Origin of the sequence: Maribacter sp. LLG6340-A2 (assembly GCF_045057105.1) — a bacterium.
Taxonomy (GTDB): domain Bacteria; phylum Bacteroidota; class Bacteroidia; order Flavobacteriales; family Flavobacteriaceae; genus Maribacter.
The window spans coordinates 3,835,023-3,850,224 of the sequence record NZ_CP159332.1 but is presented as its reverse complement, the minus strand read 5'-3'; the positions used below and the strand labels follow the sequence as shown (position 1 = coordinate 3,850,224).

The window sequence follows — 15,202 nt, the reverse complement described above, 5'->3', positions numbered from 1 at the left end:
ATTTTAAAGTCAAATTAGTCGCTAAACTTTACATAAAAATAAATACACATTAATTATTAATTGCACAAATATTTTAGCTTTACAACAAACAAAATATACATAATTAACATATTTTAAGAAAAAATTCTATACTTTGTGGCCAGAATACGTAGAATAATATGGAATTACATTCTGATGAAACTTTATGGTACTTTTTTAAAAAAGGCGAACGTAATGCATTTTCGCTACTTTTTAAAAAATTCTATCCTCAGTTATACGTATACGGTTTAAAGATTAGCAATTCACCAAATTTAACGGAAGATTGCCTTCAAAATTTCTTCTTACAACTTTTTGAGGAACGAGATAAGTCTAGGAATATAAATAATTTAAAGGCTTATTTATTTGTATCGTTCAAAAGAAGATTGATAAAAAAACTACAACAAAGCCAGAAAAACATTCCAATTTCAGAAGCGCAGTTATTCAAAACAAATTTCAATTTCTCCGCAGAAGAGATTTCCATACACCAAGAAGTGCAATTTTTGTGCACCGCAACATTAAACACCCTCATCAATCAATTATCCCCAAGACAAAAAGAGGTAATATATCTTAAGTATTATAGTGAAATGAAAGTAGCGGATATTGCCGAGGTGATGGATATGAATTACCAAAGTGTTTTAAATACGCTTCAAAAAGCAATGAAAAAACTACGCGTATCATCTGAAAATCAACAGATTAAAACAATTTTGAAAAAAAATTGAAAATTATAGGGTATATATTTAAGATTTGTATCTCTTAAGTATGAACACCCTATTCAATGAAAAACAACAACATCAATTTATCATTCTTCCTAGAAGATGCCTCATTTGAAAATTGGGCCAGAGGGCTTAATAAGAATGACATAGAATATTGGAATCTTTGGCTACAGAACAATCCGCAGCATATAGAAATGGTGGAGAACGCCAAAGCCATTATCCTGGGTGTACAATTTGAGCACCGATATCCAGATACTTCAAAAATTGATTACGAGCTAGAAAAAATATTGTCCAAGCTAGATAATGTAGAACCAAAGGTAAAGCCCAATAAAACTTTACGGTCATCACAAAAAATATTTTTGTTGACTACGGCCGCTATATTTTTAATTCTATTGAGTTGGAATGGGTTATCTTTATTTACTAGCCACAATACCACTATCCATAAAACCAACTTTGGTGAAATTATGGATTTAAAGTTACCGGATGGTACCTCTGTAGTTTTGAACGGCAACTCTCAAATATCTTATGACAAAAACAACCCTAGGTTCATTAAATTGGATGGCGAGGCCTATTTTAAGGTAAAACCCATTCCAAGCACCAATGCGAAATTCTGGGTACTGACAGAAGACCTTAAAGTAGAGGTACTGGGCACCCAATTCCATGTCAATACAAGAAAGAAAAAGACCAATGTAGTCTTGGACGAAGGGTCTATACATTTAGAATTCAATAACGGTACGGTAACTAAAATGATTCCTGGGGAACTGGTATCTTTTTCAAAGGAGAGCGAAAATCTTATCCATAAAAAGGTTTCCGTAAAAACGCCCTATGCACTTTGGAGAGGTGGTACGTACGCCTTTAATGAAATTCCATTAAAGGAAGTCATGGTCAACATAGAGAACACCTACGGCGTAAAAGTGCTGTACTCAAGCAATTCCCTTAAAAATATTCCCATATCCGGAGGTATTCCTAATCAGAATTTAAAGATATGTATAGCAGCTATCGAAAAAGCGACCGGCACTAGAATCATACACAAAAACGATACTTTACAAATAACACAAAACCCTATTAATAACTAAAACTATACTTATGAGAACGAACAAATTCATTAAAACACTGCTTGCAGTACTACTTATATCAAGTAGTATTAATGCGGTAGCGGCTAATAAGCTGGACAAAGAAGTAACTCTAGACGAGTTTTTAAATGAGATCAGTGAAAAATACGAAGTGTTCTTCACTTACAATCCTACATTGGTATCCAATACAAGCTTAAATCCAGAGGAATATAAATTTCCCATTTTGGATAAGATTATCAATAAGCTAGAACGCAAAACCAGTTTTGATTTTGAATATCTTGGCAATAAATATTATGTAGTTTATCACAAAAAAAGTGAACGCGCCAAAGTCTTAAAATTAGATTCATATAAAAATGGGTTATCTGCCTTGACCCTTAATGAAGAAATTCAAAACACCATAACAGGTAAAGTAACAGATGCATCAGGCATGCCGCTGGCGGGTGTTAATATTGTTGAAAAAGGTACTACTAACGGTACAACATCAGATTTTGACGGTAATTATTCCATCAATATTACTGATGATACCAAATTGGTTTTTAGCTATATAGGGTTTGCTACACAAGAAATTTCAACTGCGGGCAAGAGTACGATCAATGTACAGTTATCAGAAGGTATGGAACTTGATGAATTTATTGTAGTTGGTTCAAGAACCGCCCCAAGAAGTAATACAGATACTCCCCTACCTGTAGATGTGGTAGGAGTAAAAGAATTAAATTCTACCGGACAAGTAACTTTTGACAAGGCGTTACAATATAGAATACCATCATTTAATACGGTACAAACACCTGTAAACGATGCAACTTCATTATTAGACCCTTATGAAATAAGAAATATGGGTCCAAGTAGAACATTGATATTGATCAATGGAAAACGTAAAAATTTAAGTGCCTTATTATATACACAAACATCACCAGGACGGGGTGAAACAGGTGCAGATATTTCTGCCATACCAACAGATGCGATTAAAAGAGTAGAAATCCTTAGAGATGGTGCATCTGCCCAATATGGTTCAGATGCCATTGCCGGGGTTATGAACATTATCTTAAAAGATTCCCCCAATGAAGGATCTGCAACCGTTAGAACAGGAATAACTTCTGAAGGTGATGGAGAAATGTTCGGAGTTGCCGTTAATAACGGTTCTTCTATTGCAGAGGACAAAGGTTTTATTAATTATACGGTAGATTTTTCCAAGGTTAATCTTGCCAACAGACCAGGTACGGTAAATGCAGCTGGTGAAGCAGCAGATTTTGGAGCTGATATTGCCGATGTGGAATCTTTTCTTTCAAGAAGGCCAGATGCAGGTAACATTAATGGATCACCAGAAACGGCAGCAGCAAAATTTTCTGCTAATTTTGGTTATGACTTAAGTGATAATACAACACTTTACGCAAATGCCGCATACGTTTATAAAGCTGTAAATAGTTTTGCAAATTATAGAACACCATATTGGAGAACCGTTGAAGATTTTCCATATTTAGCCGATTTTTTTCCTGGCAACAATCCTAATACGCCAAATGGATATGATGGCTACGTACCAACTTTTGAGGGACTTTTAAGTGACTATAACGGTACTGTTGGTTTTAAATCAACCATTAATGATTGGAATATTGACGCTAGTTTTACAACAGGTGGAAACTTACAAACCTATAAGGTAAATCAATCTCACAACAGGAATGTGGTCTACTCTCCATCAACGTGGGTAGATGCCAATGGTAACGGTACAATAGATGACGGAGAAGTTACAGAAGGTTCTCAGTTATACAGGGAAAACAGTCAGCAATCATTTGATCCGGGAGGAACAAGATTTTCACACAATGTAGGTAACATAGATATTTCTAGATTACTTTCAGATAAAGTAAGTATTGGTGTTGGTGCAGAGTTTAGAACAGAAACTTTTGAAGTTATAGAAGGTGAATTAGCCTCTTATGATGGTGGTGGTGCAGATTCATTTGCCGGTGCCTCTCCTCAAAATTCAGGTAAGTTTAACCGTTATAATATTGGTGGATACTTAAGTTTGGATTATGATGTAACCGATGCTTTCCTATTAAGTGGTACCATAAGAACAGAAAACTATTCTGACTTTGGTAATGCTTTTGTTTACAAGTTCAGTTCTAGATATAAGGTCAATGATGCCTTTACTTTAAGAGGATCTATTTCTTCTGGGTTTAGAGCCCCTACCCTTCATCAAATCTATACCCAGAAAGCGCAGTATAGTTTTGTTCCTGGACAAGGCATACAAGTTGGTGGGTTGATCAACAACGTATCTACACAAGCCAAACTTCTTGGTATACAACAATTAGATGCTGAAACGTCTACAAACTTTACCGTAGGTTTTGGAGGTAAAATTGCAAATAAATTCAGCTATACCTTGGATTATTACAATATAGCCGTAAAGGATAGAATTGTTCTAGGTTCTGAAATTGGCCCAAGTGGTGACCCCAACAATCCGTTGGATATTTTATTGGCCGATAATAATTTAAGTGATGTTAGTTTCTTCTCCAATGCCATAGACACTAAAACCTCTGGTATAGATGTAGTATTGGCTTATAAGGGAATTGATTTAGGTGCTGGAAGTCTTGATTTAAATCTTTCCGGTAATTATACGATCCAAAATGAAAGAGACGGTCCGGTAAAAGATGTTCCGTTGGTAGCTAACTCCGGTCAGTCTGTAGTAAATGAAACACAAGAAGCATTATTCTTTACTTCACGTCCTAAAACAAAGTGGATTTTAGGAGCAAACTACGACATTAACAAGTTTGGCATTTCCTTGAACAACACCTATTTTGGAAAGACCACTTTTCAACAACAAGGAATGGACAATAATATCTTTACCGAATTCACGCCAAAAATTGTTACCGATCTTGGTATCAACTATAGTGCAACGGATAAGTTGACATTGGCATTGAACATCAATAATATTTTGAACGTATTGCCAGAATGGAGTTTCAAGTCCAAAAACGCAACAGGAGATGCAATTTTAGCTGATCCAGCACAAGTTCAGAATCAGTCAAATTTGATAACATTCAATCAACGTTATTCTCAAATGACGTATGATGGATACCATTTTAGCCAATTAGGAACCATGTTTAACCTTTCGTTGAATTATAAGTTCTAGTTTGAGTTAGTTTATTTCGAAAAAGGCCACCTGTGCATAGGTGGCCTTTTTTTGTTTTAAAACATAGCACTAATTAACTTTCAAGATAAATTGGCCTACCTGTTCAGGAGGTACTTATATCTAAAAAACCAAAAAAAAGGCTACCCGTTGGGATAGCCTTTTCTATTATTTATTGGTAAAATTATATTAATCCTCTGGATGCATAAATTTTTGCTTGGCCAATAGCACCTCTTCAGATTCTACATGGTCATCGTCTGGCACACAACAGTCTACCGGACAAACGGCCGCACATTGAGGCTCTTCATGAAAACCCATGCACTCCGTACATTTATCAGGAGCAATATAGTATACTTCATCACTTATAGGCTCCTGCACCTCATTGGCATCTACTTGTTTTCCGTTAGGCAATACAATTTCGCCCTCTAACGAGGTTCCGTCACTATATCTCCATTCATCCGCACCCTCATAGATTGCCGTATTTGGACATTCTGGTTCGCAGGCCCCACAGTTAATACATTCGTCAGTAATTATAATCGCCATAATTTCTTCTACATTAAAATGCCCAAAAAAGAACGGGCATGCTTATTTTTGCACAAAGGTAATTCCTAGTGAATTAGTATACAAATATAATGAGCGATCACAATCTTACTATCAAAGCTTTTGTTAAACTTGGTGATTTTTTAAGATCATTTTGTGAATATATTGAATCCGGTAAAAATTTGGAAGCCACAGAAAATAAATGGTTTCCTATTTTTAAGAATGAGGTTGAAATGGCCCATCATTACAACGGCTGGTTCACCAAGGATAATTGTCTACATGCTTTTAAAACTTGGGGCAATACACTTACCCAACAAAATATGGAACGTTGGTTAAGTGCATATGATTTAAATAAAAATAAAAACAAGACCGTTGCACTTATTCTAGCAGGTAATATTCCCTTAGTAGGTTTTCACGATTTATTGTCCGTTTTGGTCACCGGTAACAATGCATTGGTAAAATTATCAAGTAGCGACCAAAAATTAATTCCGCTTCTTATAGATTACTTAATAGATATAGAACCCTCTTTAAAAGGTTACGTGACTTTTACCAAAGAAAGGCTTACAAATTTTGATGCGGTCATAGCGACCGGAAGTAATAATACATCCAGGTATTTTGAGTATTATTTTAGCAAAAAACCTAATGTTATAAGAAAAAACAGAAATTCGGTCGCTATTTTACAGGGATATGAATCAACGGATGACTTAATTGCACTGGGAGAGGATATTTTCAGATATTTTGGATTGGGCTGTAGAAGTGTCTCTAAAATTTTTATTCCCAGAAACTACGAAATAGACCAATTTTTTAAGGCCATGTTCAAATACAACGACATTATAAATCATCATAAATATGCCAATAATTATGATTATAATAAGGCGGTATATCTTATGAGCGAATTTAAAATTTTGGATAACGGGTTTCTAATTCTAAAGGAGGATACAAGTTATTCCTCCCCTATTGCCTCGTTGTTTTTTGAGTATTATGACGACCCAAATGAATTAAAAACAAGATTACGAAAAGATGAAGAGCAAATTCAATGCATTGTAGCCTCTAATTTTACAGCTAATGAGGTAGCATTTGGAGAAACGCAAATACCATCTTTAAATGATTATGCCGATGGTTTGGATACTGTTGAATTCCTGTTGAGAACATCATGAATTAAATACACAGGAATACGGTGGATTATTGAAAAAATCCTGACCTTTGCTCCCCTAAATTACACACAAAATGAAAAAGCACAATTTTAGCGCAGGCCCTTGTATTTTACCCAAAGAAGTTATAATAAAGGCATCGGAAGCTGTTATGGATTTTAACGGTTCTGGTTTGTCGCTTATAGAAATTTCTCACCGGAGCAAAGATTTTGTTGCTGTAATGGAAAATGCACGTTCCTTGGCATTGGAACTTTTAGACCTTAAGGACAAAGGGTATCAAGCCCTATTCTTACAAGGTGGTGCCAGTTTAGAATTCTTAATGGTCGCCAACAATTTAATGGAGACCAAAGCGGGTTATATAAATACAGGTACCTGGAGTAACAAAGCTATAAAAGAAGCTAAATTATACGGCGAGGTTATTGAAGTAGGCTCATCTAAAGATGAAGATTACAGGTATATACCAAAAGGATATTCCGTTCCCAAAGGACTGGATTATTTACACATAACCTCTAATAATACTATTTACGGAACACAGTTCAAGAAATTTCCCGTAACCGATGCTCCATTGGTATGTGATATGAGTTCCGATATTTTTTCTAGACAATTGGATTTTTCCAAATTTGATTTAATATACGCCGGAGCACAAAAAAACATGGGACCTGCAGGGGCCACCTTGGTAGTCGTAAAAGAGGAGATTTTAGGAAAGGTATCAAGAACAATTCCTTCTATGTTAGATTATCAAGTACATATTTCTAAGGATAGTATGTTCAATACACCTTCTGTGTTTGCCGTGTATACATCAATGTTGACCTTAGAGTGGCTTAAGAATATGGGAGGAATTGCCGCTATTGAAGAGATTAATGAGAAAAAAGCACGCTTACTATATTCTGAAATAGATTTAAACCCGGTTTTTAAAGGTTATGCAAATACGGAAGACCGTTCTATAATGAACGCTACCTTTAATTTAACGGATGACAATTTAAAATCCACCTTTGACACCTTATTAAAAGAAGCGGGAATTAACGGTCTAAATGGTCACCGTTCCGTAGGTGGTTATAGGGCCAGCATGTATAATGCATTGTCATTGGAAAGTGTAGGCGTATTGGTAGATGTTATGAGTGAAATGGAGCGCAAAGGATAGTCCTTGACATTATTTTCAGGAACTGTCCGCAAAAGATGCAACGACTCCGTAATTAAATGATTGAACAGAAATGAAGATTTTAGCAAATGACGGTATATCCAAAAATGGTATAGTATTATTGGAAAAAGCCGGAATGGAAGTGTTGACCACTACAGTGGCACAGGAACAGCTTACCAATTTTATAAACGATAATAATATTGAAGTCTTATTGGTAAGAAGTGCTACCAAGGTCAGAAAAGATTTAATTGATACATGTACCAATCTTAAATTAATTGGTCGCGGAGGTGTTGGTATGGACAATATTGATGTAGATTATGCCAAAGCAAAAGGTATACATGTGATCAATACTCCTGCCGCATCCTCAGAATCTGTTGCAGAATTGGTTTTTGCACACTTATTTGGTGGAGCAAGATTTTTATATGATGCCAATAGAAATATGCCACTGGAGGGAGATACGAATTTTAAAGGCCTTAAGAAATCATATTCAAAGGGAACGGAACTTCGTGATAAAACTTTAGGAATTTTTGGTTTCGGTAATATTGGTCAGGCAACTGCTCGTTTGGCCCTTGGTGCGGGAATGAAGGTTATATACTGTGACCCGGAAGTGCTTACTGCCGAAGTAAAACTTTCTTTCTATGATGGACAGCAGCTCTCCTTTTCATTGCAAAATTCTTCAAAAGAGGAACTTTTAAAACATGCTGATTATATCTCTATGCATGTACCGGAACAACAGGATTACATTTTGGGCAAAGAGGAATTTTCACAGATGAAGAAAGGTGTTGGGATAATTAATGCTGCCAGAGGTGGTGTTCTAGATGAAGTAGCCTTGGTTGAGGCCCTTGAAAATGGCACCGTAGCATTTGCTGGGTTAGATGTTTATGAATCTGAACCAAAGCCAGAAATGCGATTATTAATGCATTCAAGTATATCCTTGTCTCCCCATATTGGTGCTGCTACACTTGAGGCTCAGGAAAGAATAGGGCAAGAATTGGCGGAACAGATTATTATGTTACTAAAATAAGTGCTCAATAGCCTATTTTATTGACTCTTTTTCGTATTTTACAGCATAAACATTAAATTAACTATTACAATGGCAGGATTATTAGATTTATTAAATAGCCCTATGGGGCAACAATTAATTAGCGGTGTAGCTGGGCAAACCAATCAGCCCGAAGAAAAAACCGCTAATGTACTAAGTATGGCTATGCCGCTAATACTTGGAGCAATGAAAAAGAATGTTTCCACACCAGAAGGCGCGCAGGGGTTAATGAGTGCATTATCCAACAAGCACAATGGTGGAATACTAGAAAATTTGGGTGGTCTTTTTAATGGTGGTGTAGATGATAGCGTAATGCAAGATGGTGCTGGTATTCTTGGACACGTTTTTGGTAACAAGCAACCTCAGGTAGAAAGTGCTTTAAGTGCAAAATCTGGTTTAGATTCTGGTTCTGTAGCTCAAATTTTAAAAATTGCCGCGCCAATTGTTATGGGCTTTTTAGGAAAACAGACAGCACAGAGCAATGTAAATGATGGCACAGGCATGAATGCACTTTTAGGTAGTATGCTTGGAGGTCAACCTCAAGAAAACCAAAGTTTAATTACCACATTATTGGATGCAGACGGAGATGGTAGTATTTTGGACGATGTTGCCGGTATGGTAATGGGCAGTAACAAAAAACAAGGTGGTCTGGGAGGTCTTTTAGGAGGTCTTTTTGGAAAATAACACCTAAACTTTTTATAACTAAGCCGCTTGTAAAAACAAGCGGCTTTTTTTGTATCTTAATATTTATGAAAAAGATGAGTTTTAAAGTTTTATACATTGTATTGGCAGGTATTTGCTTTGCTTTACTTTTAAATTGTGGTACAAGCAACAAATCATTATCCATTACTGAAAATGAAAAGGAGGTATTCAATCATATAGAAGAAGATACCGTTTCAATTGCTAGCGATAAGATCGAATATGAAATAATCATAATAGAACCTGGTTTCAATACTTGGCTTAACTCCATTGCCAAACCAGAAGGCTATTATTCCCAAGAGTATATGGAAAATAGAAATTATATAATGGTTTTAGAATGGAACCAAAGGGTAATACAACCTATGCGCTATAATCCTAATTTATATGAACTTCAAATAGATTATGACCAACACATAGATTATGGATATGAGGTGAATTACAAATTATATAATTACTTTATTTATTTTCAAAGAAAGTACAATCAACGTTTAGGTCCTTTTATACCCCGTATTTAAGAAGTATATTTACAGTCTTTAAACTAAAGTATGCAAAGGTTAAAAGAACGTTGGGGTATTACCAACAATTTTCAATTAATAATCATATTCGTGGTATTTGCTATAACAGGATCTTCATCTGTGTATGTTGCCAAGCCTTTTTTGGAAATAATTGGACTAAATCAAGCAAATTTTTCAGATAGTTGGTGGGGAAATGCGCTTTACATTTTTTTACGAATTTTATTAATTTTCCCATTTTATCAGGTGTTATTGATAATTTATGGCTGGTTATTTGGTCAATTTAAATTTTTCTGGGCCTTTGAGAAAAAAATGCTAAAGAGAATAGGACTCGGATTTTTAGTTACATAATTTAATAGTTCTTTAACAGTTTGTTGCAACATGCATGGGTTAGATTTGCAAACATGAGTTTATCAAAACACAAAATTGTAAATTCTATAGTGGCCATCATTTTATTGGTTGGCTTACTAGGGCCTTATTTTGTGAAAATTTCGCATGCAATGCATGAACATGAAAATGTTCAATGTGTTATGAAAGGTGAATTACATATTCACCCCGTAGAGTTTAACTGTGATTTTGAACATTATCATTTATCTACATTTTTTAATCCAGAATTTGATTGCCCTAACCTTATTGCTCCTTCTACAATTACCAAGGTAATTACTAATAACTATTACTTTTTAAGTAAGTATCAACTACTACATTTTGTATTAAGAGGTCCCCCAACTTGTTAGAAAAATCCTAGCAACACGTTTAAATCTTAATATCTTAATACAATTTTATATGAAAAATATACATATAACAATGCTATTTGCATTGTTAGCACACTTTGCATTCGCGCAAAATAGTTTGAACGGAACTATAAAAGACAATGAAAACCAACCTCTAGAACAAGTATCCATATATTTTCCACAGTTAGAAAAAGGTACAGTTACAAATGCTGACGGTTATTATGAAATCAATAATTTACCTACCGGAAAGTTTAAAATTGTAGTCTCATATATAGGCTACCAAACCTATTCGCAAACTGTTGAGATTTTAAATAAATCTACGAAGCTTTCTTTAGAATTAACTACGAGTGCCATTGAAATGGAAGAAGTTATCGTATCTACACCATTTCATAAATTACAGCGAGAAAATGTAATGAAAGTTGAAAGAAGCAGCATAAAAGAGTTGCTAAATGCCGGAGCAATTAATTTAGCCGAGGGTATAACGAACATTCCTGGTATAGAAAGTGTATCTACGGGGGTTGGTATTGGCAAACCAGTAATTCGTGGTTTAAGTTCAAATAGAGTATTGACCTATACCCAGGGTATACGTTTAGAAAATCAACAATTTGGTGATGAGCATGGGTTAGGAATTAGTGATGCGGGTATTGAAAGTGTTGAAGTAATTAAAGGTCCCGCTTCTTTATTATATGGTTCAGATGCTTTGGGTGGTGTTCTTTATCTTAATCCTGAAAAATTCGCAAATACAAACGAAGTTGACGGAGATATAAACCTTAATTATTTCTCCAATTCTCAAGGAATAAATGGTAATGCAGGTATAAAGATATCTTCTGACAAACTTAAATTTTTAGCCCGCTTTGGCGGAAGCTCTCATGTTGATTATAAAACTGGAGGTGATGAACGCGTGACCAATTCTAGGTTTAATGAAAAGGATTTAAAAACAGGTTTAGCCTACCAATTGAGCCATTTTAAGACTGAGGTCCGGTATAATTACAACAATTCGGAACTTGGTATTCCAGAGGAAATAGGAGAGCAATCTACGAACAGAAATGCCATAGAACCTTTTCAAAATATTACCAGCCATATACTGAGTTCAAAATCTGATATTTATTTTAATAATTCAAGTCTACAGATCATTTTAGGCCTTACCAATAATAATAGACAGGAATTTGAAGACCACCACCACGAGGAGGAAGAGGAAGAACATGAAGAGGGTGAAGATCATGAAGAAGAAGGACAACATGAAGGTGAAGAAGCTGCTTTAGACATGAAATTGCAAACCTTAAGCTATAATATTCAGTATAATTTAGCGAAAATCGGTGCGGTTGAAACTATTGTAGGTGTTCAAGGTATGAACCAAACAAATAAAAACTATGGTGAAGAAGTTTTAATTCCTGACGCAACCACGAACGACATTGGTGTTTTAGCTACTTCCCATATACATTTCAACAAAAGTGATATACAATTAGGTATTCGTTTTGACAGACGTATTATTAATGGAGAAGAAAACGGAATCATAGGAGATGAAGGGTACATAGCAGCAATAGATAGAAGTTACAACAGTTTTAATTTAGCGGCAGGTTATAAAATTGATTTGAGCAAGAATATTATAAGCCGATTTAATGTGGCATCTGGTTTTAGGGCTCCCAATCTGGCAGAATTAACTTCGAATGGTTCTCATGAAGGTACAAATAGATATGAAATTGGTAATGATAATTTAGACAATGAACGTAATATACAAACAGATTTATCCTTAGAATTTCAAAACGAACATTTTGAATTTTATATCAACGGGTTTTATAATTCTATCTCCGATTATATCTATTTAGAGCCAAATGGAACTACTGTTGACGATGATGCTGTTTTTCGATATCAACAACAAGATGCAAATTTATATGGCGGTGAGGCCGGGCTTCATTATCACCCACATCCATTAGATTGGTTACACATGGAAAGCAATTTTTCCATCGTAAATGGAGATTTGAAAAATGGTGGTAATTTACCTTTAATTCCTGCAAATAACTGGGCAAATACTTTACGATTTGAATTGGCTAAGGTCAATGAGAATCTATATAATGGTTATGGTTTTGTTACTTTAAAATCATATTTCGCCCAAACTAGGGTAAGTGATTTTGAAACGCCAACAAGTGCTTACTCATTATTAAATCTAGGCTTTGGTACTACTTTTACCATTTCTAACCAACCCATTGAAATAAAGTTGAGTGCAAATAACATTTTAGATAAAGAATATATTTCTCACTTATCAAGACTTAAATCTGATGGCATTAGAAATATTGGAAGGAACATTAATTTAGGTGTAAGTATCCCGCTTTAGATATACCATGAATTGATTTAAAAAAAAGCCCCTAATAGTTTATCCATTAGGGGCTTTTATATATTTGAAAAATTATTCATCGTGGTTATACCAATCAATTCGTGTAAGTGCAGGTCTTCTTCCTTTTTCCAAAGGAGGATAATTTTTCACCAAATAATCAACAATAATTTTTTGATTATCGCCCAATGGCCAAAGCCCCTGTGTTTTCTGCATCCAACGAATAGTGGCGTTCCATTGCTCCTCTCCCATTCTATTTTGTATAATAAGTTGCGAAGAATGGCATGAAGTACAATTTGTTATTACGGTTTGCAAACCTTCAGCATCTACAAGCCCTGTACGCACATGAATTCCGTTTTCCACAACATCCGGGCCTAACTCCTCAATTTCTACTTGACTTTCATTTGGGCCATATAAAATTACTGCTAGGGCCCCCACTACCACAAAACTTATCAATATTAGAATAATAACCTTCAGTACTGGTTTAAAAACAATTCTTTCAGATTCTTTATTGTTTTGCATCATATTACTTTTACAGCTATTCTATGGCAAGCATTGTTTAGATACCCTTTTGGATTCCATCCAGGCAACACCATAGGTTGTGTAGCACCGTTTTCATCGGTAGCACGGCCCCAAAATTCGTAATATCCTTTTTTAGGAAAAGATACATGTGCTTCAAAATCTTGCCACGCCAACCTATTGGCAGGGGTATTTATTTTGGCGGTTTTCCATGACCTTCCAAAATCTATGGAATATTCCATTTTTGCAACTTCAAGTTCACCCGCCCAAGCATGCCCGTTAATTTTAAGCGTCTTACCTTCTTCTATTAACGCCCCCGATTTAGGATACGTTATCAATGATTTTACAGGCATGGATTCTATGATGCACATTTGATCATCTGAAACTACCTCTCCAGGTGCTACAGTTTCACAGGGCACTCTATATGAACTACCCCCCATTTTCTCCCCATCATGGACTATATTTCTTACACTTATGGAAGTCAGCCATTTTCCAGATGTTGATGCTGGCCAACCTCCACAAACCAATCGTAATGGAAAACCATGAGCTACAGGAATAGGCTCACCGTTCATTTTAAAAGCCAATAGGGTTTCATCTTGCATCGCTTTTGATATAGGTACGCCCCTAGAAATAGGTTCTTTATTAGGGTTTTTACTTAAATGCTGGTCTGCTGCATGATATCCAATATAAACGGCATCATCCTTTATTCCTACATCGGTCAAGATATCCTTTAGACGTACCCCGGTCCATTTTGCACAGGAAACTGCGCCAATAGTCCATTGATTTCCTTTAGCAGGTGGGTTGAACTCACTTCTACCGTTACCCCCACATTCTAACGTAAGTTGATATGTATAATGCTTAAATTTATCTTTTAATTCTTGAAGACGATACGTTTTGGATTTTAGAACAGATTCCCCATTAATGGTAAGCGTCCATAATCTTTCATCTATATTTTCAGGGATGAGTCCATTATTACGAATAAACATGAACTTATTTGGCGTTACCCGGTCATTTAGTAAATGAGCCTGAGCTTCCATATTCCAAGGTCTATCGTTGAGGACCACCATGGCTTCATCCTTATTGAACAACGTGAAGGGATTAGTATCTTGACATGCAATAGGCGTGTAACCAGATGGTATAAACGCCCCGTATACAATGTCAACACCAACTATAGCGGCTAAACTGGCTAAGGTGGATTTTGCGACGAAACTTCTTCTTTTCAAAACATTTCTGATTTGAGATAAAGTTACGCCATTTGAAAATCTTTAGAAAGGGAATTAAACTTCAATAGTTTTTCCTTTTTCAACCCCTTTAAAAACATAAGTATACAACCACATAAGGGTAAAAGACGGTATTAAATCAAAACCAGGTATAATTTCTTCTATAAAAGTAAATACTCCGGCTGCCTGCCCGATCTTACCTTTATACATTCTTGTCATTAACCATCCGGACAAAGGTGCCCAGACAATATCGGAAAACTCTCCAACAAATGGTATAGCAAAAGAAAGCATCCCTATACCATCAAACAACAGCCCCATAAGGAGTTGCTTGTATTTTTTATCTTTTAAAATTGACATATTTAAAATTTAGTTAATCTTTAAATGATATACAACAAAGATGCCAAA

The 15,202-nt window shown here is 35.4% G+C and carries 15 protein-coding genes; 11 read left to right on the top strand and 4 right to left on the bottom strand.

Features of this window, described 5'->3' with window-relative positions:
- The first annotated feature begins 158 nt into the window (after positions 1–158).
- From ABVM52_RS16205 to ABVM52_RS16195, 3 genes are read left to right on the top strand one after another with little or no spacing between them, the layout of a single operon-like run.
- Positions 159–737, top strand: coding sequence for an RNA polymerase sigma factor (locus ABVM52_RS16205; protein ID WP_405382121.1), 579 nt, complete (start codon positions 159–161; stop codon positions 735–737).
- A gap of 56 nt (positions 738–793) precedes the next feature.
- Entirely contained in the window at positions 794–1,807 is a 1,014-nt protein-coding gene (locus tag ABVM52_RS16200; RefSeq protein ID WP_405382120.1) for a FecR family protein, read from the top strand.
- Positions 1,808–1,817: 10 nt separating this feature from the next.
- Complete coding sequence (locus tag ABVM52_RS16195) at positions 1,818–4,919, top strand: TonB-dependent receptor (protein WP_405382119.1); 3,102 nt, start codon at positions 1,818–1,820, stop codon at positions 4,917–4,919.
- Positions 4,920–5,105: 186 nt separating this feature from the next.
- Here ABVM52_RS16195 and ABVM52_RS16190 read toward each other — a convergent pair whose 3' ends face one another.
- Positions 5,106–5,459 (bottom strand): 4Fe-4S dicluster domain-containing protein, encoded by a 354-nt coding sequence (locus ABVM52_RS16190; protein WP_405382118.1) that lies wholly within the window; start codon positions 5,457–5,459, stop codon positions 5,106–5,108.
- A gap of 89 nt (positions 5,460–5,548) precedes the next feature.
- Between ABVM52_RS16190 and ABVM52_RS16185 the strand changes: the two genes are divergently transcribed.
- The 8 genes from ABVM52_RS16185 (at position 5,549) to ABVM52_RS16150 (ending at position 13,061) form a co-directional block, all read left to right on the top strand.
- A complete protein-coding gene (locus ABVM52_RS16185; RefSeq protein WP_405382117.1) occupies positions 5,549–6,613 on the top strand; it encodes an acyl-CoA reductase in 1,065 nt (354 codons plus the stop codon).
- 70 nt (positions 6,614–6,683) lie between these two features.
- Entirely contained in the window at positions 6,684–7,748 is a 1,065-nt protein-coding gene (gene serC, locus ABVM52_RS16180) for a 3-phosphoserine/phosphohydroxythreonine transaminase (protein ID WP_405382116.1), read from the top strand.
- A 70-nt stretch (positions 7,749–7,818) separates the two neighbouring features.
- Positions 7,819–8,769 carry a D-2-hydroxyacid dehydrogenase gene (locus tag ABVM52_RS16175; protein ID WP_405382115.1) on the top strand — a complete coding sequence of 317 codons (951 nt, stop codon included), beginning with the start codon at positions 7,819–7,821 and terminating at the stop codon, positions 8,767–8,769.
- Positions 8,770–8,838: 69 nt separating this feature from the next.
- Positions 8,839–9,471, top strand: coding sequence for a DUF937 domain-containing protein (locus tag ABVM52_RS16170; RefSeq protein WP_405382114.1), 633 nt, complete (start codon positions 8,839–8,841; stop codon positions 9,469–9,471).
- Between the two features lie 65 nt (positions 9,472–9,536).
- Positions 9,537–10,001: a DUF6146 family protein gene (locus ABVM52_RS16165; RefSeq protein ID WP_405382113.1), complete on the top strand. Its 465-nt coding sequence runs from the start codon at positions 9,537–9,539 to the stop codon at positions 9,999–10,001.
- Between the two features lie 30 nt (positions 10,002–10,031).
- Positions 10,032–10,349 carry a DUF6787 family protein gene (locus ABVM52_RS16160; RefSeq protein WP_405382112.1) on the top strand — a complete coding sequence of 106 codons (318 nt, stop codon included), beginning with the start codon at positions 10,032–10,034 and terminating at the stop codon, positions 10,347–10,349.
- Between the two features lie 53 nt (positions 10,350–10,402).
- Positions 10,403–10,732, top strand: a complete 330-nt coding sequence (locus tag ABVM52_RS16155) for a hypothetical protein (RefSeq protein ID WP_405382111.1) — start codon at positions 10,403–10,405, stop codon at positions 10,730–10,732.
- Between the two features lie 49 nt (positions 10,733–10,781).
- Positions 10,782–13,061 (top strand): TonB-dependent receptor, encoded by a 2,280-nt coding sequence (locus ABVM52_RS16150; protein WP_405382110.1) that lies wholly within the window; start codon positions 10,782–10,784, stop codon positions 13,059–13,061.
- Between the two features lie 72 nt (positions 13,062–13,133).
- On the opposite strand, the gene ABVM52_RS16145 is transcribed toward ABVM52_RS16150, so the two are convergent.
- Genes ABVM52_RS16145 through ABVM52_RS16135 form a run of 3 tightly spaced genes read right to left on the bottom strand, consistent with a single transcriptional unit; the run spans position 13,134 to position 15,154 of the window.
- Positions 13,134–13,583 (bottom strand): monoheme cytochrome C, encoded by a 450-nt coding sequence (locus ABVM52_RS16145; protein ID WP_405382109.1) that lies wholly within the window; start codon positions 13,581–13,583, stop codon positions 13,134–13,136.
- Positions 13,580–14,800 (bottom strand): sulfite oxidase, encoded by a 1,221-nt coding sequence (locus ABVM52_RS16140; RefSeq protein WP_405382108.1) that lies wholly within the window; start codon positions 14,798–14,800, stop codon positions 13,580–13,582. The genes ABVM52_RS16145 and ABVM52_RS16140 overlap by 4 nt, the downstream gene beginning before the upstream one ends.
- 54 nt (positions 14,801–14,854) lie before the next feature.
- On the bottom strand, positions 14,855–15,154 hold the full coding sequence (locus tag ABVM52_RS16135) for a hypothetical protein (protein WP_405382107.1): 300 nt from the start codon (positions 15,152–15,154) through the stop codon (positions 14,855–14,857).
- Positions 15,155–15,202: the final 48 nt, after the last annotated feature.

Bases quoted from the DNA above. Each gene is read 5' to 3' on its own strand.
- ABVM52_RS16175 (WP_405382115.1), top strand. From the start codon at position 7,819: ATGAAGATTTTAGCAAATGACGGTATATCCAAAAATGGTATAGTATTA.
- ABVM52_RS16185 (WP_405382117.1), top strand. From the start codon at position 5,549: ATGAGCGATCACAATCTTACTATCAAAGCTTTTGTTAAACTTGGTGAT.
- ABVM52_RS16165 (WP_405382113.1), top strand. From the start codon at position 9,537: ATGAAAAAGATGAGTTTTAAAGTTTTATACATTGTATTGGCAGGTATT.
- ABVM52_RS16145 (WP_405382109.1), bottom strand. From the start codon at position 13,583: ATGATGCAAAACAATAAAGAATCTGAAAGAATTGTTTTTAAACCAGTA.
- ABVM52_RS16205 (WP_405382121.1), top strand. From the start codon at position 159: ATGGAATTACATTCTGATGAAACTTTATGGTACTTTTTTAAAAAAGGC.
- ABVM52_RS16135 (WP_405382107.1), bottom strand. From the start codon at position 15,154: ATGTCAATTTTAAAAGATAAAAAATACAAGCAACTCCTTATGGGGCTG.
- ABVM52_RS16200 (WP_405382120.1), top strand. From the start codon at position 794: ATGAAAAACAACAACATCAATTTATCATTCTTCCTAGAAGATGCCTCA.
- serC (WP_405382116.1), top strand. From the start codon at position 6,684: ATGAAAAAGCACAATTTTAGCGCAGGCCCTTGTATTTTACCCAAAGAA.
- ABVM52_RS16195 (WP_405382119.1), top strand. From the start codon at position 1,818: ATGAGAACGAACAAATTCATTAAAACACTGCTTGCAGTACTACTTATA.
- ABVM52_RS16190 (WP_405382118.1), bottom strand. From the start codon at position 5,459: ATGGCGATTATAATTACTGACGAATGTATTAACTGTGGGGCCTGCGAA.
- ABVM52_RS16170 (WP_405382114.1), top strand. From the start codon at position 8,839: ATGGCAGGATTATTAGATTTATTAAATAGCCCTATGGGGCAACAATTA.
- ABVM52_RS16150 (WP_405382110.1), top strand. From the start codon at position 10,782: ATGAAAAATATACATATAACAATGCTATTTGCATTGTTAGCACACTTT.
- ABVM52_RS16155 (WP_405382111.1), top strand. From the start codon at position 10,403: ATGAGTTTATCAAAACACAAAATTGTAAATTCTATAGTGGCCATCATT.
- ABVM52_RS16160 (WP_405382112.1), top strand. From the start codon at position 10,032: ATGCAAAGGTTAAAAGAACGTTGGGGTATTACCAACAATTTTCAATTA.